Raw genomic sequence first — 19,172 nt, 5'->3', positions numbered from 1 at the left:
TCTGATTATATTTGCGCAGTCTAATTTTAACACACAAATGAAACCGAACACACAACAATTAAACGATTTAACAATCCAAGTCAGAAGAGATATTCTTCGAATGGTACACGCAGTCAACTCAGGTCACCCAGGTGGTTCTTTAGGTTGTGCTGAATTTCTGGTAGTTTTATACCAAAATATCATGGAACGTAAAGAAGGTTTTGATATGGACGGAATTGGAGAAGATCTTTTCTTCCTTTCAAACGGGCATATTTCACCTGTATTCTACAGCGTTTTAGCAAGAAGCGGTTATTTTCCGGTATCAGAACTGGCTACTTTCCGTTTGATCAATTCAAGATTGCAAGGACACCCAACTACACATGACGGTTTACCGGGAGTGCGAATTGCATCTGGTTCTCTTGGACAAGGATTATCTGTAGGGATTGGTGCGGCACAAGCTAAAAAATTGAATGGTGACAACCATATTATTTATACGCTTCACGGTGACGGTGAATTGCAAGAAGGTCAAAACTGGGAAGCCATCATGTATGCTTCTGCAAAAAAAGTGGACAATCTTATTGCTACAATCGATTTAAACGGAAAACAAATTGATGGTTCTACTGACGAAGTTTTAGCTATGGGAAGTATTCGTGCTAAATTTGAAGCTTTTGATTGGGATGTTTTAGAAATTGAAAAAGGTAACGATATCGAAGCTATCATTGCCGGTATGAATGACGCCAAATCAAGAACCGGAAAAGGAAAACCAGTTTGTGTATTGTTGCATACTGAAATGGGTAACGGAGTAGATTTTATGATGTACAGTCATGCTTGGCACGGTAAAGCGCCTAATGATACGCAACTTGAAATTGCTTTAGGTCAAAATTATACTGAAGGAGAAAGCGATTATTAATCCCCTCCTAGCCTCCCCGAAGGGGAGGAAAAGCTACAAAATTGTTAAATAAAAATATAAAACCCTATTTACCCCAATAGGAGCTCCCCTCCTTTGGAGGGGTTGGGGGAGGAAAATGAAAAAATATACAAACACAGGAAGTAAAGATACTCGCTCAGGTTTTGGAGCGGGAATGACTGAATTAGGTCAAAAAAACGAAAATGTTGTGGCACTTTGTGCGGATTTAATAGGTTCCTTAAAATTTGACGATTTCAAGAAAAATCATCCGGAGCGTTTTTTCCAAATTGGAATTGCAGAAGCGAACATGATTGGAATTGCAGCAGGTCTAACCGTAGGAGGAAAAATTCCTTTCACAGGGACTTTCGCTAACTTTTCTACAGGAAGAGTCTACGATCAAATCCGTCAATCGGTGGCGTACTCAGAGAAAAATGTAAAAATTTGTGCTTCACACGCTGGATTAACTTTAGGTGAAGACGGTGCAACACACCAGATCCTTGAAGACATTGGTTTGATGAAAATGTTACCGGGAATGACTGTAATCAACACCTGTGATTTCAACCAGACTAAAGCGGCTACATTAGCAATTGCAGATCATCATGGCCCTGTTTATTTGCGTTTTGGTCGTCCGGTTGTACCTAACTTTATGCCAGCAGACGAGCCTTTCGAAATAGGAAAAGCAATTGTTTTAACTGAAGGTTCTGATGTAACTATTGTTGCTACCGGACATTTAGTTTGGGAAGCTTTAATCGCGGCTGAAGCATTAGAAGCAAAAGGAATTTCGGCTGAAGTAATTAATATTCACACCATTAAACCATTGGATGAAGAAGCAATTTTGAACTCATTGGCAAAAACAAAATGTATCGTTACTGCTGAAGAGCATAATATTCTTGGAGGTCTTGGCGAAAGCGTTTCTAGAGTTTTAGCTTTAAACAGTCCGTTACCGCAAGAATTTGTGGCAGTGAATGACAGTTTTGGAGAATCTGGAACACCAGAACAATTAATGGATAAATACAAATTGAACAACCAAGCAATTGTTGAAGCAGTTGAAAAAGTAATGAAAAGAAAATAATCTATTCATTTAATAGCAAAAAAAATCCAGTTCAAACGAACTGGATTTTTTTTGAATTGTATTTTTTAACTACATTTCACTAAATGTCTTTTGACTCTGTCAGGATTAGTAGTATTACCGTCACAGCTTGGGATAGACTCAAAAGGAATTAAAACACCATTAGAACCTGTAATTTCCGTTCTGGTACTTACCCCATCGCCATCATCATCCGTATCTAAATAATTAGGTATTCCATCACCATCTGTATCGTCCAAATTTGTTTCAGGTGTCGTTGGGTAGTTTACTGTATTCCTGTAATCATAAACATATCCATCTCCATTAATATCTTCTTGGAAATTCATGATTCCATCACCATCCGAGTCAAGTCTGTTAATTTCATACAATTTAAAACTAAATATTAATGGTGCATATGCCGGAATACTATTACTCCCTACATTAAAATATCCTAATCCTGATGGAATAAACATTACTCCCGCGCCAAAATCATTGTAAGAAACAGTTCCATCAGCATTAGATGAATACGTTCCAGTTTTAAATTTTGGGAAAATTTCTCCCCAACCAGAAATTGTAGTCGATAAATTAAAAAACTGTTGTGGATTTTTTGATAATTCAAAAAAAGTAGTGGTTAATGTTTCCACTTCGGCAACTTTTTGTCGGAATAAATAGTCCCCTTTATACGCTGCCAATACACCATCAACATTAGAAGGTGATGCTCCTGTTCCTTCTCTTAAAACTAAGTAATATAATTTATAGGTAATATCGTGAAGTTTTACATCTCTACTCAAAAGTTTTGGATATGTAGCGCTATTCAAATAAGAATATATAGACGGTTGGGTTCCGCCTGCAGCAATCTTAGTAAATATAACATCTTGATCGTCTTGAAAACCAGCGTGGTTGACTACAGTAATGTAATATGTTTTTAAATACTCTTCAATATCTGTTAAATCAGTTGCATATTGCACTGCAAATTCTCTTGGCGGGGTAATTTCCGCAGCATCATCCTTTGAGCATGAAAATAAAGAGACAGTTGTAATTAATAGAATAAAATAATACTTAAATTTGTTCATTATAGCTAATTTTTTAAGTGCGCAAGATACAATTTTGATTGATTTTTGTAAACTATTTAACTCCGATTTTAGAAAATTTATGAGAATAGATAAATATTTATGGTGCATGCGGTATTATAAAACGCGAAACATGGTTACCGAAGCCTGTAAAAAGAATCATGTCACGGTAAACGGCCTCGTTGCTAAACCATCAAAGGAAGTTTTTCCTACGGACAAAATCACTTTTAGAAAAGACCAAATTACCCAAATTATTACGGTTTTAGACATTCCTGAAAATCGTGTCGGGGCAAAATTGGTGGATATTTATAGACGAAATGATACTCCGGCTGAAGCATATCAACATTTGGAACTTTTAAAATTATCCAAAGAACATTATCGAAAAAATGGAACCGGAAGACCAACCAAAAAAGACAGAAGAGATATTGACGAATTTGGAAATGAAATAATCACCGATGAAGATGATGAGTAATAGTTATTTACTTATCAAATAATTATTTCAATTTTAAACAGTGAAACCGTTAAACAACAAACTAAAATAATGAGCAAAAATATCATTTTAACAAATCAGGAAATAGAACATAAAATAAAAAGAATTGCCTACCAAATCTACGAAACCTTTGTAGATGAGAAAGAAATTGTAATCGCGGGCATTGCTGCTAACGGTTTTACATTTGCAAAAAAAATAGCATTGGCTCTGGAAACAATATCGCCTATTAAAGTTTCGCTCTGCGAAGTACAAATCAACAAACAGAATCCACAACTTCCCATTCAGACTTCATTATCAAAAGAACAATATTCTAATAAAGGACTTGTTCTTGTTGATGATGTATTAAATTCAGGTACGACATTAATCTATGCCGTAAGACACTTCATAGACGTTCCTTTGAAAAAATTCAAAACGGCCGTACTTGTAGATAGAAATCATAAGAAGTACCCCGTAAAAGCCGATTTCAAAGGGATTTCTCTTTCGACCTCATTATTGGAGCACGTGCAAGTTGTTTTCGATGAAAACAATGACAGTTATGCGTATTTAAGCTAAAAGAGCTATAATATCCAGAACGGTCTGATCAATGGTTTTATCATCTACCACAACTTTATATTGTGCTTGGTTGTAATAAAAACTTCTTTCAAAGAGGTGCATTGCAATAAACTCTTTCATCTCCTCATCACTTTTGTTGGCGATGAGGGGTCTTTTGCTTTTATTAGTAGACAATCTTTTAAATAAAGTCTCAATTGACGCTTTAAGATAAATAGAAACAACATTATCTGATTTTAATAGCTCATGATTATTGGCATAACAAGGCGTTCCTCCGCCCAAACCTATAATTAATTGCTCCGGCGAATTTAATAATTCGATAAAAACTTCGTGCTCTAACTTTCTAAAATAAATTTCTCCATGCTTTTCAAAAATGGTATTTATGGCCAAATTAACCTTTTCTTCTATCTTTTTATCCAAATCCACAAATGGGATTCCAATATTTTTTGACAACTTATTTGCAATAGTGGACTTCCCGCACCCCATATAGCCTAATAATATAATTTTTCTCATGAAATAAAACCTTATAAACTAAGGCGTTAAGATTTATTGTTTAAAAAAGACAAATTTATAATAAAATTGCTTGGAAAACTCCAAAATAAGTCCTTATATTTGCACCCGCATTCAAGGAAAGAATATGACTCGATAGCTCAGTTGGTAGAGCACATCACTTTTAATGATGGGGTCCTGGGTTCGAGCCCCAGTCGGGTCACAATTTTAGTGATCAACACATAATTTTCTTGAAAGCATTGACTCGATAGCTCAGTTGGTAGAGCACATCACTTTTAATGATGGGGTCCTGGGTTCGAGCCCCAGTCGGGTCACAAAAGGTCGAGTAATTTATTACTTGGCCTTTTTTATTTTAAGGCCACGTGGAGAAACGGTAGACTTGCCAGCTTGAGGGGCTGGTGCTCGCAAGGGCGTGTGGGTTCAAATCCCACCGTGGTCACAAATAGCATTGATTTTATTGACTTAACAATTATTTTGCTACACATCTGCTACACAAATTAAAGAAACGCTTTTAATCAAAGCGTTTTTTTTATGCAATAGTATAGTTCTTTTAAGTTTATTAGTTAAAATCCTAAACAGAAGCAAAAAAAAAGGAAGTACTAAACTTCCCTTTTATGATTTCTCCACTTCCCGTAAATCATTTATTTTTTCACAACCTTAAACAAACATTCAACCATATTATAGTTGAGGTTAATAAAAGCTCTATTATTGACTTTGCGTTAAATAATAACAAAAAAAGAGCAACCGTTACAGTTGCTCTTTTTTTATTAAATACTTGTGCTTAATTAGCAAAATCTTCAATCTTTTTTCTCACAATGACAATTCCATTCCCATTCACTGCACTGTTTACAATAAATATACATTTTGTAAATTGTTTTCCTAACTCTTTTCATTTTAATTTGGTTTATATTATTAAATTATTTTGGTTTCTTTTGAAAAAAACCTGTTGCTCCACCACGACCCTTAGTTGATTTTGGCTTTTGATAGCCACCACCTTTACCTTCCCACCAACGATGCCCTTCTTTCAAAGGCACTGTTTCTTTTAAACAATCAAACCATCCCATAATAATAATTTTTAATCGTCATCATTATTATTATCATCAAAATTACCATAAAACCCGTCATTGTAACCTGTTTCAAAATCACCACCTTCGTCATCATCAGTTCCATTACGACTATTATCTTCGCCATAATACTGATTGTTTTCTTTGTCCAATTCATCTTCTGGATTCTTAAAAGAGTATTCCATAATGTATATTTTGTAAGTTATAAGAGTAAAATTAAGTAATAATATTTAAAAATTGAACAAATAATTTAAAAAAACCAACTAATTTTAACATTATCTTCCGTTTTCTATTTGTTTAAATTTTTCATTTATTAATACATCGGCTAAATCAGTACCATCGATATAATTACTTTTTTCTAACCAGTCATTAACCACAATATCAAAACCAAACTTATTTAACTGTTTTGATTTAATTAGCCAATCATTATAATCACTTTTATCTGGAAATGCAATGATTTCATAGTGTTGAATCGGCTTCAAAAAACCGTATTTAAACCCGCTTTTACTACCAGTTGCTAACCATGTATAGTTTGGTTTAAAAATACTCATTATTACAGCTGTCTTTTCGCTCTCGACTAATCCAATTGCTTTTACTTTAATATCTTTAATAAGATGTAACCCAAATAAACATTGATTAAGATTGAATTCGTTTACAATTCCTTTTCTTTTTAATATACTATGTACCCAATCAATTGAAGCTTTGCCATCATTGCTTTTACTTCTTTTTCCTGTTTCTGGATTATATGCTAATATTTTACCAGCGTGCACACGCTCATAGTTGTCAATTTGCCAAAAAACTGACGCACCATTCCAACGTTTAGAGCTACATATAAAATACTTTAACACAGCCTCTTTAACTTCTTTTGCTGAGAAAATAGAATTTAAGAATTGAATAAAATTATTTTGAGAATTAACCATGAAACTTTTTTCAACTAATTCCAGACCATGAAAGCTTGCTACAACTGGAGCAACAGTTCGTTTATATTTTAAACTTACAATATCGCTATTTGGTGCGCTATAATAACCACAACTACTTTCACGGTCACACCTTCCTAAACCATCGCTTAAATAAGATTGAGTTTCAGTCTCAATGAATTTAACGAATGCTTTCTTTTTGCATTTTGGACAAATAAACTTTCTACTACTCTTGTCTAAACTATATTTATAATTTTTCATTTTCTTCCTTTCTTACCGTTCACGATTTTCATCTCTAAAAGTGTGAACATCGTGAACACTTTTAGAGTTTTAAATACTTGTTTACTGCTCCTAAAGAAATATTCAACTCTTTAGAAATTTCTCTTTGGCTTTTACCACTATCACTTAATTCTTTAGCAAGTTCAATAACCTCATCTCTATCTGATTTACTTGACTCTTTTAAGTGAGTTCTTTCTTCATCAAAATCTAAGAATTCAAACTCCAGAAAATTGTGAGGTTTTACTATTTGACAAACACAAACATTTTCCGCTCCATAAATCTCTTCAGTATTTCTTTGTTTAATTTGTTTAATATATCTTAGATTCGAATCTGCTGTACTTTGACCAATAGTAAATGAACTATCGCAAAAATTCATTAACATTTTACTACCAGCTAAATCATTTTTAGTTATCGCTTTAGACATATCTCTTTTAGGAGTATGTGCCAAAACCAACATTGATAAATCATATTTACTTTTTAGTGCTTTCAATTTCTTCATCAGAGGAAGCGCATCTTTTGCGGATTCATTACCACTTGTAAGATATGTTAGGTTATCTATTATTATAGTTTTAGCCCCTGTATTAACAATTGACCACTCTAATGAATTTAAAACATACGTGTGATAATCTGTATTTGGCGGTAAGTCAGCATCACTATTTTGCTCTATTCGAATAAAACCATTATCGAAATAATAATGTTCATCAAAATTTTTCGAATATCTAGTTTCAAATTGTTTAGAACCAAGCTCGAAATCAAGATACAAAACAGCATGTTTTTCAGCTTCTAATTTAAAAGGGTGTATCTCCTTATTTTTGCTTATGCTATCAGCTATTTGTACCGCTAGAATTGATTTACCAACATTGGAATCAGCAAACAGAATACATAATTCACCCTCGAACCAAAGCTCACCGAAAAGCATTTTTGGCACAGGTTTGTTTTTTGCTTCTTCTATCCATTCATTACCAGTTTTGATTGTGAACAAACCAATATTTTCATTCTTAACTATATTATTACTTGCAGTCATTGCTTTATCAATTACATTACTTAATACCTCTAATCCGTTGTTTACACTTTCCATAGCTTATGAATTGATTGGTTTAACAGCTTCTAATACTTCATCTCTTTTGTAGTAAACACGGTTTCCAATACCGTAGCTTTTAAGTCTTCCGCTTTTTGTATGTTTCCAAAGACTTGTTTTATTGAAGGAAAGAAGTTCACAAACCTCATCTCTAGTTAATAATGGGTTCGCTGGTTGAGCTTGTTCCTGAGGGTTTATAGCTAACATTGACTTTAATACTTCTGCTAGTTGTTCAATTGTGATTCCCTGTAAAAAAATTTGATTGTTCATAATTACCATGTTTTAATTTCTATGGTACAAATGAAGATTAGGGATTTTCTAGGGTTTCCCTAATTCGAACAACCAAAACTTAAACGCTTGATTTTATTGATAATAGGTGCAATAATATATTTATCTTTAATTAAATGCTTAGCTAAAAATTGACCTCAACTAAGACCCAATAAAAATAAAAACAGCTTTTTTTCGTCAAAGTGCATCTTTTTTAAAAGTTTCACATATTTATAATAAGACAACAGAAATAACACAAGAGATTAAGAACCTCTCTTGACCTTATTATATCCAATTTAGAATGAAAGAAAAGTTTAATGAATTAATCAACAATGCAAATAGTAAAAGATACAAGACTTATTACAAGCTTAACCAGTTACCACAGATAACAGGTTTATCAATAAGAATGTTGAAATACAAAATGATTAAAATCAAAGAAAAATATGCAGGTGTGACCAGTTTACTAGATAAAGACGGTAAACAATGGAAAATACATTACTCAATCATTAACGAGTTTATGCCAATCAACAAACGAAAAAATTATACTGAAAATAACTATGATTGGCAAACCTTCGTTTCATGGAATCCTTTTGAAAACTATGACAAAGAATATCATCAAGAATTGATTTATCAGATAAAAAATGAAATGCCAGATAAATACATCAAGTACACAATAGAACTAGATGGAAGAGGATTCAACCATGTTCATTTTATCACAGATGGTAAATTACCCGAAGTAAAAACTATAGTTGAAAATGTGATTTATAAGTACTTTTCCTGGACTGAAATCTCTTTTGAAGCTACAAGTATAACAAACAAATATAACAGCGTAAACTACGCTAATAAAGCACCCATAATAACAGAAATAATATAATACTACAATGAAAGAATATGAAATAACAAATTTTGATTTCAGTCCACAACTAAGAGAATTACTGAAAAACTATTGTGAACTAGAATATGAAGAAAATTCAATAACAGATGATTGGCACTTGTGGCAAGAATACCAATTATTATTGAAAGACAATAAATTGAATCTGCTTTTTGAAGCGGAATGTTTAATAAATAAATTGAAAGATGAATAGTATTGACGACAAAATCAGACTAAAACAGATGGAAATTAGTATTGAAGAAAATCCAGAAAGAAAAGCGGAACTACATACCCAAATGACCAAATTACAATTTCAAAAAGAAATTGCTGTGATAAGAAAAAAAATAGAGCAGTTAGGATAGTCCTCCCTTCCGTCCTCCCTCCGTTCTAAAATTCAATTGTTCTAGTTATCCGCCTCTTGCAGGTAACTATTATTAGGTAAGCTGTAACCTTACATCAGATTGCCTTTTAAAATTTCTAGACCAAAATCGCAAATAATAGTTCCAAAAGTGCAATTTATAGGTACTTAACGGTTCTATATCGTAGATAAATGCTCCTGTATTTACTCTAACGTTTTATTTAAAAAAGCCACTATTTACTATCAATAGTGGCTTTTTTAACGATGATGCTCGTGAACCGTTTTAAATATTTCGAAATAATATTTTCAATGTATATAAATGACTATTTTTGAAGATTAAAGCAATTAAATCTTACAATGAACGCATCTCAAATAGAAAAAAATATAAGTGAATTAGTAAAATCAATAGATAAAGAAAATTTTATTTTTGATTTATTAGTTGCTTATGGAATTTCCAAAACTTCAATAACTCGTTTAAAAAAAGGTGATTTCAACTTGTCTAAAGTTGAGGGTGAGGTTTTATACAAAAAGAAAGTCTTTTTTAAAGAAGTTGCTTCTGATAAATTATTAACTACTATTGACGATTTAACCAAAAACGAGGAGGATTTAAAACACAATCCTCGTTTCGTTATCGTTACTGATTATAAGACTCTTCTAGCAAAAGACATTAGAACAGGCTTAACGCTTGATACTCCAATTACTGAAATTAATAAAAGGTTTGATTTCTTTTTACCTTGGGCAGGACAAGAAAAATACCAGTCTAAAAATGAAAATCATGCAGACAGAAAGGCTTCATATGAAATGGCCAAGCTATATGATATTTTGGTACACGAAAACCCAAATATTTACGATGATGGTGGCCATAATTTAAACATATTTTTATCAAGATTATTGTTTTGTTTCTTCGCAGAAGATACTGGAATATTCAATGAAGAAGGTATTTTTACCAATACATTAGGCCAACACACCAAATCTGATGGTAGTGATGTACATTTATTTTTAGATAGGCTATTCAAAGTATTAAACACTGAAGACAATAGCGCAGAACCTGATTATTTACAAGTATTCCCTTATGTGAATGGTGGTTTGTTCGGGAGTCATATAGTTTCCCCAAAATTTTCATTAAAAGCTAGAAAGATAATTCTGGAATGTGGTGAACTAGATTGGTCTGAAATCAATCCAGATATATTTGGTTCTATGATTCAGGCCGTAGTAAATCCTGCATATCGTAGTGGTTTAGGAATGCATTATACCTCTGTACCAAATATCATGAAAGTGATTGAACCTTTATTCCTAAATGAACTTAGAGAAGAGTTTGAAAAAAGCAAAGGAAAACCTAACCAACTAAGAAAATTAATTTTTCGAATTTCTAAAATTAAATGTTTTGACCCCGCCTGTGGTAGCGGTAATTTTTTAATTATTGCTTATAAAGAATTAAGAGCTTTAGAAATAGAAATTATCAAGGAAATTAATGAACCACAAAGCACGACTATAGTTGATGGTAGCCAATCTAAAATACATTTTACAAAAGACGGACACGAAATAGTAACAAACGCTCCACAAGCGAGAATGAATTTTAATGGTAGGCAAACTGAAATTTGGTTTACTGAAATAAAATTATCCCAATTCTATGGTATTGAATTAGATGATTTTGCTCACGAAATGGCTATTTTATCACTTTGGTTAGCCGAACACCAAATGAACAAAGTATTTGTTGATGAACTGCATGATTACGGTAGAGCCAAACCCATTTTACCACTTAAAGAAGCAGGTCATATAACTCAAGGTAATGCTACAAGATTAGATTGGAAAACAGTTTGTCCAATTGATTTAACTGATGAGGTTTATATTTTAGGAAACCCTCCTTATTTAGGTTTTAAAGGTTGGGATAAAGAGCAAAAAAGTGACGTTGAAATTGTTTTCAATGGAATGGGAAATATGCAAAGGTTAGATTATATAGGATGTTGGTTTAAAAAAGCAACTGACTATATTGTTAATCTTAACTCAAGTTTTGCATTTGTTTCAACAAATTCAATATGTCAAGGAGAGCAAGTTCCATTATTATGGCCATACATATTTGATAAAAACTTAGAAATAAGTTTTGCTTACTCCTCTTTTAAGTGGAATAATAATGCCAAATTAAATGCTGGTGTTTCGGTTATTATTATTGGTATTGAAAATAAAGGGAAGAGTAACTTAAAAAAAATTTTTACGGATAATAAAATATTAACAGTTAATAATATTAACCCATACATCACTGGTGGTTCTAATATTTTTGTAAGTCAAAAGACCTCTTCAATCTCCAATTTACCAGAAATGGCCTTGGGGAGTAGTGGTATAGATGGTGGTTTTCTTATTTTATCAAAAGAAGATAGAACGGAATTTATCAATTCAGACAAAAATTCAATTAAATTTATCAAACCTTTTTTAGGAGGAAATGATTTTTTGAATCGACTAGAAAGATACTGTTTGTGGATAGACGATGAAGATATTGAAGAAGCAAATAATATTACGTTAATTAAAAATAGAATTGAAAAATGTAAAGAATATAGAATTAAAGGTGGTAGAGATGCAAAAAAAGCTGCATCGGTTCCTCACAGATTTTTTTATCGAAAGTATCAAGAAAGCGAACCTCTAATTCTACCATTTACGAGTACTTCCGTTCGAAATTATCTACCTGCTGGTTATGAGAAAGCAGGTACAGTTATCAGTAACGGAATGTTGGTTATTTATGATTGTGAACCATTTGTTTTAGGTATTTTAAGTTCTCAATTACATATGATATGGGCTAAGGCTGTTGGAGGAAAAATGAGAGACGATATTAGATATTCTGTCAATTTAATTTATAACACCTTTCCATTCCCCAAAATTACAATTAAGCAAAAAGAAATAATTAACCTCCATATTTTTGAAGTATTAGACGAAAGAGCAAAGTTTTCTGAAAAAACATTAGCTCAATTATATGACCCAGTTAAAATGCCAAAAGGATTAAAAGAAGCACATCATCAATTAGACCTTGCTATTGAAAGATGCTATCGTCCACATAGACCCTTTGAAAGTGATGTAGACCGTTTAGAATATTTATTCAAAATGTATGAAGAAATGACTACCAAAAATAGTTTGTTTCAAAAAGAAAAGAAAACCAAGAAAGCGAAATAATTATGCCAGATATAGTTCACGTTAAATACAACCAGACAGGTAAAAGTAAAAAAACTAATGAGTTTGGTATGAGAGAAATGCAGGAAAGAGCTTTCGAAGCTCGTACTGCACAACATTTATTAATCAAAGCACCGCCAGCATCGGGTAAATCAAGAGCCTTAATGTTTATTGGTTTAGATAAATTAGTAAATCAAGGTGTTAAAAAAGTTATTGTTGCTGTTCCAGAGCGTTCTATTGGTAGTTCGTTTTCGAATACTGATTTAATGAAAGATGGATTCTTTGCCAATTGGGAACCAAATGACATGTATAATCTTTGCACACCAGGTGGTGAAGGCAGTAAAGTGAAAGCCTTTAGCAATTTTCTTGCAAGCGATGAAAAAATATTAATTTGTACACATGCAACCTTGCGTTTTGCCTGTGAAGGAATTGATGAAAAAGTTTTTGATAATACTGTAATTGCAATTGATGAATTTCATCACGTTTCAGCCGATGGTAATAATCGTTTAGGAGAAGTACTACGTTCTATAATGGCAAAGTCAAAAGCACACATTGTAGCCATGACTGGTTCTTATTTTCGTGGTGATAGTGTTCCTGTATTGTTACCTGAGTTAGAAGCACAATTCACTAAAGTAACTTACAATTATTATGAACAATTAAACGGATATGAGCATTTAAAATCCTTAGGTATTGGCTATCATTTTTATCAAGGAAAATATTTTAAACCTCAAGAAGACACAGGTCTGTCAGCTATTGCAGAGGCATTAAAAGAAAATCAAAAAACAATTATACATATTCCAAGTGTTAATTCTGGAGAATCATCAAAAGACAAGTACGAAGAAGTAAGCCATATAATTGAGGCCATAGGTGAATTAGAATATCAAGATTCTATTACAGGAGTATTACATGTTCGTAGTTATAAATCTGGCAAACTTTTAAAAATAGCAGATTTAGTTAACGACAATCAAAAAGAAAGAGATAAAATTCAAGAGTATTTAAGAGTTTCAAAAAATGCTGATGATGTAGATATTATAATTGCATTAGGAATGGCCAAAGAAGGCTTTGACTGGCCATTTTGCGAACATGCTTTAACAGTAGGTTACAGAGGTTCATTAACTGAGATTATACAAATTATTGGCCGATGTACCAGAGATAGTGAGAACAAATCACATGCTCAATTTACAAATCTTATTGCTCAGCCAGATGCTGAAGATGGAGAGGTAAAACTATCCGTTAATAACATGCTTAAAGCTATAACGGCTTCATTATTGATGGAACAGGTATTGGCTCCAAATTTCAAATTCAAACCAAAATTTCCTGATGAAGATGAATCAGAAGACGATGATGAAACTATTAGAATAAAAGGATTTAAGAAAGCTACATCTCAACGAGTAAAAGACATTGTAGAATCAGATATTAACGACTTGAAAGCTAAGATTCTTCAAGATGATAAAATGATTAAAGCATTGCCAGGAAACGTTGACCCCGAAGTTATCAACACGGTGTTGATTCCAAAAATCATTCGTGAAACATATCCAGATTTAACTGAAGAGCAAGTTGAAGAAGTGAGACAATATGTTGTAGTTGATTCTGTTATTAAAAACAGTACCATTGAAACTCAAGGAGACAAACGTTTTATCAGAATGGCAGATAGTTTTGTAAATATTGATGATATAAATATTGATTTAATTGACCAAATAAACCCATTCCAAAAAGCATTTGAAATTCTTTCAAAATCAGTTACTGCATCAGTTTTCAAAGCTATTCAGGAAACTATTGATGCTACAAGAATTGAAATGACCGAAGAAGAAGCTATTGTTTTATGGCCAAAAATTAAAAATTGGAGAGCTACAACAGGAACAGAACCAAGTATTCAATCTTTTGACCCTCAGGAAAAAAGAATGGCAGAAGCTGTAATATATTTAAGAGAACTTTTAAGAAAGAAAAAAGCTAATGGCTAAAAAGTTAACATTAGAAGATATTTTTAATGATGATGAATTTGGACTTTTAGAATCAAAAGCTAAAGTTTCCAATGTTAAATCAGAGGATGAGCGATTAATTGAATCGTTCCTAGAAATTAATGCCTTTTTTGAAAAGAATAATAGAGAACCTAAAGCTGATGTTTTTGTTGTATCTGAAAGAAGTTTAGGAGTTGCATTAAGAGAATTAAGGAAAAACAAGAAAAAAATTGAAATTTTAAAGCCTTACGACACTTATAATTTGTTAGGGAATATTACTGTAGAAATTAATTCTATTGATGACATTTTAAATGATGATGAATTTGGCTTGTTAGATACCGATGATACATTAGAAATTTTCAAACTTAAAAATATTCCAAGTTCAAAAGATAGAGAAGAAGCGGACTTTGTAGCAAGAAGAAAAGCTATGAAAGATAAAGATTTTGAACCCTATGAACATAAGTTTAAAGAAGTACATAAAGAATTAAGAGAAGGAAAAAGAAAACTATCTGAATTCAAAGACGTAGAACAAAACCTTGAAAAAGGCAAATATTATATATTAGATGGTATTCTACTGTTTTTAGAAGATGATGGTATTGAAGACAGATTGATTAAAGACAGAATTAGAAAAGATGGCCGTACCAGAATCATATTTGAAAATGGAACAATCAGTAACATGTACTATCGTTCATTAGCAAAATCACTGTATAATAACGGTAGAATTGTTTCTGATACTGATTCAGATGCAGAAAATGAATTGTTTAAAAATGCTAATTTGGTAAATGAAGACGATTTAGAAACAGGTTGGATTTATGTTTTGAAATCTAAATCAAGTAATAAAGCTATTTCTGAAATTAAGGATTTATATAAAATTGGTTTTTCTAAAGTTGATGTAAAACAAAGAATAAAAAACGCAGTAAAAGAACCCACCTACTTACTTGCTGAGGTTGATATTGTTTCAACTTACAAGTGTTATAATGTAAATCCACACAAATTTGAACAACTATTACATCGCTTTTTTGCTGATGTTTGTTTGAATGTAGATATTCATGATGATAAAGGAAGAAGAATTACTCCTAGAGAATGGTTTGTTGCTCCATTCACAATAATTGACAAAGTAATTGATTTAATTCTCGATGGAAGTATTGTCAATTATAATTATGATGCAACAAATAATTCTCTCATACAAATAGAATAAAAAACATCTGCACATATAAAATTTAAAAAAGTTTCACTTCTAACAATAGTGAAACTTTTTATTTTAACTAAACCCTTGCTATTAAAGGGCTAAGGTTGTTTTAAAGAAATTCACAATTAAAAAAGTTTCACTTTTATTTTAATTTTATTGTTTTTGAAACTTTTATTGCTATCTTTACAGTAATAAATAATAACACCATGAGCCTTAAAAATTCTATCACAACTAGCGACTATCTAAATTTTGATTCAACATTGAACAAAGCAATGAAAATCATCAAAACTGAAAAAAACTATAAATTAGGATTTTTAGTGGTTTTTGGTATAAATGCAGGATTGAGAATTTCTGATATTCTGAAATTGAAATTTGAAGATTTAGAAAACGATTCAATTTCATTAGTAGAATCTAAAACTAATAAGAAGCGTGTAATTAGATTAAATGACAATATTAAGAATGCTTACGAAGTTCTTAAAACAAGAACAGATGTGAGAACTGGTTATATTTTTACTAGTAACCAATCAACAGTAATAACGGTACAATATGTAAACCGTAAACTAAAAGAAATGTTTGCAACCAAGAACGTTGCAATCAGCAGTCACTCATTGAGAAAAACTTTCGGTCGTCAAGTATGGTCTAACAATAATGAGACTGACAAAGCTTTGCTTTATCTTAGTGAACTATTCAATCACTCATCGCCAGCGATAACAAAAAGATACTTAGGAATCAGACAAGAGGAACTGGATGATATATACATGAGTTTGTAGTGTTCATGTTCACGGTGTTCACGCTTTTGAAGTATGAACACCGTGAACAAAAAAATAACACAATAGAACAAATTCATTTAATTATCAGTACCATTCTTTATTGAAAAACCGATTTTTATTAAATGCGCCTCAACAGCCATTACATTCTTAGATGAATTTAACGGATTGTTTTTATTTTCTAAATCGTTACCTAAAAGCGGATTCAATAATGGTTGAATTGAACTTGGTTTTGCATCAATAATATGACCCAAAATATTTGCCATGCTGTTTATAGATGTATTAAAAGGTCTCTCCTTTTTAAGGAAATCAATAACGCCAAGTTTTTCAAGAAATAGGATTCTTCTAATTATTGGAATATTATACTCCTCCATTAATTCTTCGTAAGGTTCTGATGATATTTTTTCATCTCCAACTTGATTTCGCTTTATTTTACTATAACTAAGACGAGTCAACATGTTAAGCTCAGGAAAGAAGTGAGTTATCTTATCTAGAAATTCATTAATAAAACTTTTATCAATATACTCACAAAACGTTTCTATTGTATCTTCTATATAGTACATATAATAGTCTCCGTCTAAAAGTGTATTGTAAACATGCTCAATATCTTTACTGTCCACATCACTATGAAGATAAACTTCTGCTTTAATTTTTAACAAATGATGCATAAAAAAATCTTTTCTTAGAAAACGTAAAAGATTTATATCCAAATCATTTGTCAAATCATAGACCGTTCTAATTCTCTTAAAAGAAGTTAGTTTGTCAATATTTTCATAAAAATCAATTATCTCTGTATTAGTCACAATCTGTATTTTTAGTTGGTTCTATTTATCCGCTAATCTACCAAAATATTCCAACATTTGATGTGCATTTTCATAGGTGGTTTTCCCGATATAAGATAAGAACATCCTTTCCGTACCATGTGCCGTAATGTTCATTAAAATCGGTGTTGGAATCCTAGTGTAAAAATTGGTCGCAAAAGAACGTCTGCAAATATGACTACTTACAGCTTCATGTTTTGGCGAAATTTTAATCACACTAGGTTCACCTTGCGTTTCTTTCTTTCTCCATTTCGTTGGAGTGTTCAACTCCGCTTCTTTACATACATCTTTAATATACTCATTGAAACGTGACAATGATATTTTATAAGGCATACCACTTTCTACTATTTCTATTGCTTTAGGTAATAATGGAATAGCAACTAGTTTACCCGTTTTTTGTTGTTTTAATTCAATGATTTTTGCTCCAGAAATCTCTTTAATATTGTTTTCTGTAATACTCAATAAGTCGCCAGCACGTTGTCCAATCAAACAACCTAACAACAACCACTTTCTAGCATTTATCAACGCTTCTCTAGTAAGTACAGCCTTTTTAATAGATTCCTGTTCTATTTCACTTAAAACAATTATATCCTGAGGTTCTTTACTTTCAGACACACCCTTGAAATTCTTAACCTGTGTTGAGGTTTCAATATCATTCTTAAAAGCATCTCTGCACACTGTTCTAAAATTTGCAATGTTCTTTCCGACATAATTAGTTGAATATCCTTTTGCAAACATCCACATTTTGTATTTTTCAAGAAATTGCAAATTTACCTCTTTGACCAGAATACTTTTACCTTTCAAAACCTCAACTTCATATTTTAAAATGGTATTCTTGAAAAGTTTTAAATTTTGAACACGACCGTTACTTAATCCAAGCTCTTTTTTTTGATTCTGCTTGTATGGTGCATCATCAATATATTTTTGAATATAGTTTGTTAAAATATCTAAATCAACAACAGCAACTTTATTATTAAAAATATCAATTTTAGCCTGTAGCCAATCACCTGTAAATTCAACACCTCCACTTACCGCATTGTTATAGTGTTTTTCTAAATGTATTTTTAGTTCAGCTAATCTAATGTTGAGTTTTTTCGACTCGTTGTCTTTAAGTCGACTTTGCTCTTTTTCAGCATTCCAATCTTTGAAGTTTATCACAAAGCCTGTTTTTCTCCAAAGTCTTACTTTTTGACTAATGGAGTAATAAACATAAATATTTGAATTGTCGCTTTCATTGCGTAATTTGAACTTTAGAGTAGCCATGATATTTAAAAATTTAAAAAACCAAATATATACATCTTGCTACACTTTTGCTACACTTTTAGTGTATTCATGCGAATTATTGCGAATCGGAACGGAAACAAAAAGCTTGGAACCCTTTATATATAAGCATTTTTGGTTTTTTAGATTTTGCAGAAATACACCAGCTTTGTCCCCACCGTGGTCACAATAAAAAAGAAAAGCCTGCAAAGTGATAATTTTGCAGGCTTTTTTGGGTTCGACAAAATTGTCGATAGTTTTAATTGATTAAGAACTCCATATGTTTGCTGAGTTTACGATTCAAATCCTTGCAAGTATTGTATGTTAAATTTCAAAAGCTAGTGAGCCTTATCGTGTTGGTAATTTAGGGTAAGGTACTTAGCTTTGTTGAGAATTTTTCATAATTCGCTGTTCTATTTTTGTTAACATATTCAGTCACAATAAAGAGAAAAGCCTTCAAAGTACTTATAGGCTTCCCCCCAAATAGTGTCCAACCTTTTAGGAGTAGTCTAAACGTATATTTAGGCTTTTTAATTTAGTATTAGATACGATGAATTTTGTTAAAACAATAAAAAATAGTAGTTTAGCTAACGATTTTTAATTTCAAAAATATTGT

At 31.8% G+C, this 19,172-nt stretch carries 20 protein-coding genes and 3 tRNA genes; 14 read left to right on the top strand and 9 right to left on the bottom strand.

The window, feature by feature from the left end; translation table 11 throughout:
- The first annotated feature begins 37 nt into the window (after window positions 1-37).
- Together DR980_RS01225 and DR980_RS01220 are read left to right on the top strand one after the other, a co-directional pair.
- On the top strand, window positions 38-889 hold the full coding sequence (locus DR980_RS01225; protein ID WP_113633438.1) for a transketolase: 852 nt from the start codon (window positions 38-40) through the stop codon (window positions 887-889).
- Between the two features lie 115 nt (window positions 890-1,004).
- Entirely contained in the window at window positions 1,005-1,958 is a 954-nt protein-coding gene (locus tag DR980_RS01220) for a transketolase family protein (RefSeq protein ID WP_113633437.1), read from the top strand.
- A gap of 65 nt (window positions 1,959-2,023) precedes the next feature.
- Here DR980_RS01220 and DR980_RS01215 read toward each other — a convergent pair whose 3' ends face one another.
- Entirely contained in the window at window positions 2,024-3,025 is a 1,002-nt protein-coding gene (locus DR980_RS01215) for an FKBP-type peptidyl-prolyl cis-trans isomerase (RefSeq protein ID WP_113633631.1), read from the bottom strand.
- 79 nt (window positions 3,026-3,104) lie between these two features.
- Between DR980_RS01215 and DR980_RS01210 the strand changes: the two genes are divergently transcribed.
- Both DR980_RS01210 and DR980_RS01205 read left to right on the top strand, forming a co-directional pair.
- Entirely contained in the window at window positions 3,105-3,494 is a 390-nt protein-coding gene (locus DR980_RS01210; protein WP_113633436.1) for an RNA-binding S4 domain-containing protein, read from the top strand.
- A gap of 69 nt (window positions 3,495-3,563) precedes the next feature.
- Window positions 3,564-4,064 (top strand): phosphoribosyltransferase domain-containing protein, encoded by a 501-nt coding sequence (locus DR980_RS01205; RefSeq protein WP_113633435.1) that lies wholly within the window; start codon window positions 3,564-3,566, stop codon window positions 4,062-4,064.
- Here DR980_RS01205 and DR980_RS01200 read toward each other — a convergent pair.
- On the bottom strand, window positions 4,056-4,574 hold the full coding sequence (locus DR980_RS01200) for a shikimate kinase (protein ID WP_113633434.1): 519 nt from the start codon (window positions 4,572-4,574) through the stop codon (window positions 4,056-4,058). The genes DR980_RS01205 and DR980_RS01200 overlap by 9 nt on opposite strands.
- A gap of 126 nt (window positions 4,575-4,700) precedes the next feature.
- Here DR980_RS01200 and DR980_RS01195 point away from each other — a divergent pair.
- From DR980_RS01195 to DR980_RS01185, 3 genes are all read left to right on the top strand, one after another.
- A tRNA-Lys gene (locus tag DR980_RS01195) sits at window positions 4,701-4,773 on the top strand.
- A 39-nt stretch (window positions 4,774-4,812) separates the two neighbouring features.
- Window positions 4,813-4,885 (top strand) — tRNA-Lys (locus DR980_RS01190).
- Window positions 4,886-4,927: 42 nt separating this feature from the next.
- Window positions 4,928-5,010: transfer RNA gene (locus DR980_RS01185), tRNA-Leu, on the top strand.
- Between the two features lie 478 nt (window positions 5,011-5,488).
- Here the strand turns inward: DR980_RS01185 and DR980_RS16295 are convergent.
- From DR980_RS16295 to DR980_RS01170, 5 genes are all read right to left on the bottom strand, one after another.
- Window positions 5,489-5,635, bottom strand: coding sequence for a hypothetical protein (locus DR980_RS16295; RefSeq protein ID WP_167400521.1), 147 nt, complete (start codon window positions 5,633-5,635; stop codon window positions 5,489-5,491).
- 11 nt (window positions 5,636-5,646) lie between these two features.
- Window positions 5,647-5,820 (bottom strand): hypothetical protein, encoded by a 174-nt coding sequence (locus DR980_RS16290; RefSeq protein ID WP_167400520.1) that lies wholly within the window; start codon window positions 5,818-5,820, stop codon window positions 5,647-5,649.
- Window positions 5,821-5,910: 90 nt separating this feature from the next.
- A complete protein-coding gene (locus DR980_RS01180) occupies window positions 5,911-6,813 on the bottom strand; it encodes a DUF6371 domain-containing protein (RefSeq protein WP_113633433.1) in 903 nt (300 codons plus the stop codon).
- 61 nt (window positions 6,814-6,874) lie between these two features.
- Window positions 6,875-7,909 (bottom strand): AAA family ATPase, encoded by a 1,035-nt coding sequence (locus tag DR980_RS01175; protein WP_113633432.1) that lies wholly within the window; start codon window positions 7,907-7,909, stop codon window positions 6,875-6,877.
- Between the two features lie 3 nt (window positions 7,910-7,912).
- Complete coding sequence (locus tag DR980_RS01170) at window positions 7,913-8,179, bottom strand: helix-turn-helix domain-containing protein (protein WP_244199231.1); 267 nt, start codon at window positions 8,177-8,179, stop codon at window positions 7,913-7,915.
- A 403-nt stretch (window positions 8,180-8,582) separates the two neighbouring features.
- On the opposite strand from DR980_RS01170, the gene DR980_RS01165 reads away from it, so the two are divergent.
- From DR980_RS01165 to DR980_RS01140, 7 genes are all read left to right on the top strand, one after another.
- Window positions 8,583-9,050, top strand: a complete 468-nt coding sequence (locus tag DR980_RS01165) for a hypothetical protein (RefSeq protein ID WP_146779207.1) — start codon at window positions 8,583-8,585, stop codon at window positions 9,048-9,050.
- A gap of 7 nt (window positions 9,051-9,057) precedes the next feature.
- Window positions 9,058-9,261 (top strand): hypothetical protein, encoded by a 204-nt coding sequence (locus DR980_RS01160; protein WP_113633429.1) that lies wholly within the window; start codon window positions 9,058-9,060, stop codon window positions 9,259-9,261.
- Window positions 9,254-9,409 (top strand): hypothetical protein, encoded by a 156-nt coding sequence (locus DR980_RS16285; protein ID WP_167400519.1) that lies wholly within the window; start codon window positions 9,254-9,256, stop codon window positions 9,407-9,409. The genes DR980_RS01160 and DR980_RS16285 overlap by 8 nt, the downstream gene beginning before the upstream one ends.
- A gap of 353 nt (window positions 9,410-9,762) precedes the next feature.
- The gene (locus DR980_RS01155) at window positions 9,763-12,564 is read left to right on the top strand and encodes a class I SAM-dependent DNA methyltransferase (RefSeq protein ID WP_113633428.1); all 2,802 of its coding nucleotides are present in this window, start codon (window positions 9,763-9,765) and stop codon (window positions 12,562-12,564) included.
- A 2-nt stretch (window positions 12,565-12,566) separates the two neighbouring features.
- A complete protein-coding gene (locus DR980_RS01150) occupies window positions 12,567-14,522 on the top strand; it encodes a DEAD/DEAH box helicase (protein ID WP_113633427.1) in 1,956 nt (651 codons plus the stop codon).
- Window positions 14,515-15,717 carry a GIY-YIG nuclease family protein gene (locus DR980_RS01145; RefSeq protein ID WP_113633426.1) on the top strand — a complete coding sequence of 401 codons (1,203 nt, stop codon included), beginning with the start codon at window positions 14,515-14,517 and terminating at the stop codon, window positions 15,715-15,717. The genes DR980_RS01150 and DR980_RS01145 overlap by 8 nt, the downstream gene beginning before the upstream one ends.
- Window positions 15,718-15,968: 251 nt before the next feature.
- Window positions 15,969-16,478 carry a tyrosine-type recombinase/integrase gene (locus DR980_RS01140; RefSeq protein WP_208630781.1) on the top strand — a complete coding sequence of 170 codons (510 nt, stop codon included), beginning with the start codon at window positions 15,969-15,971 and terminating at the stop codon, window positions 16,476-16,478.
- A gap of 77 nt (window positions 16,479-16,555) precedes the next feature.
- Here DR980_RS01140 and DR980_RS01135 read toward each other — a convergent pair whose 3' ends face one another.
- Together DR980_RS01135 and DR980_RS01130 are read right to left on the bottom strand one after the other, a co-directional pair.
- Window positions 16,556-17,278 (bottom strand): hypothetical protein, encoded by a 723-nt coding sequence (locus DR980_RS01135; protein ID WP_113633424.1) that lies wholly within the window; start codon window positions 17,276-17,278, stop codon window positions 16,556-16,558.
- Window positions 17,279-17,299: 21 nt separating this feature from the next.
- Complete coding sequence (locus DR980_RS01130; RefSeq protein ID WP_113633423.1) at window positions 17,300-18,559, bottom strand: phage integrase SAM-like domain-containing protein; 1,260 nt, start codon at window positions 18,557-18,559, stop codon at window positions 17,300-17,302.
- Window positions 18,560-19,172 lie beyond the last annotated feature (613 nt).

The organism is Flavobacterium psychrolimnae (assembly GCF_003312425.1).
Classification (GTDB): domain Bacteria; phylum Bacteroidota; class Bacteroidia; order Flavobacteriales; family Flavobacteriaceae; genus Flavobacterium; species Flavobacterium psychrolimnae.
Note: the sequence above shows the minus strand (reverse complement) of the source record. Positions and strands in the feature narration are given on the sequence as shown.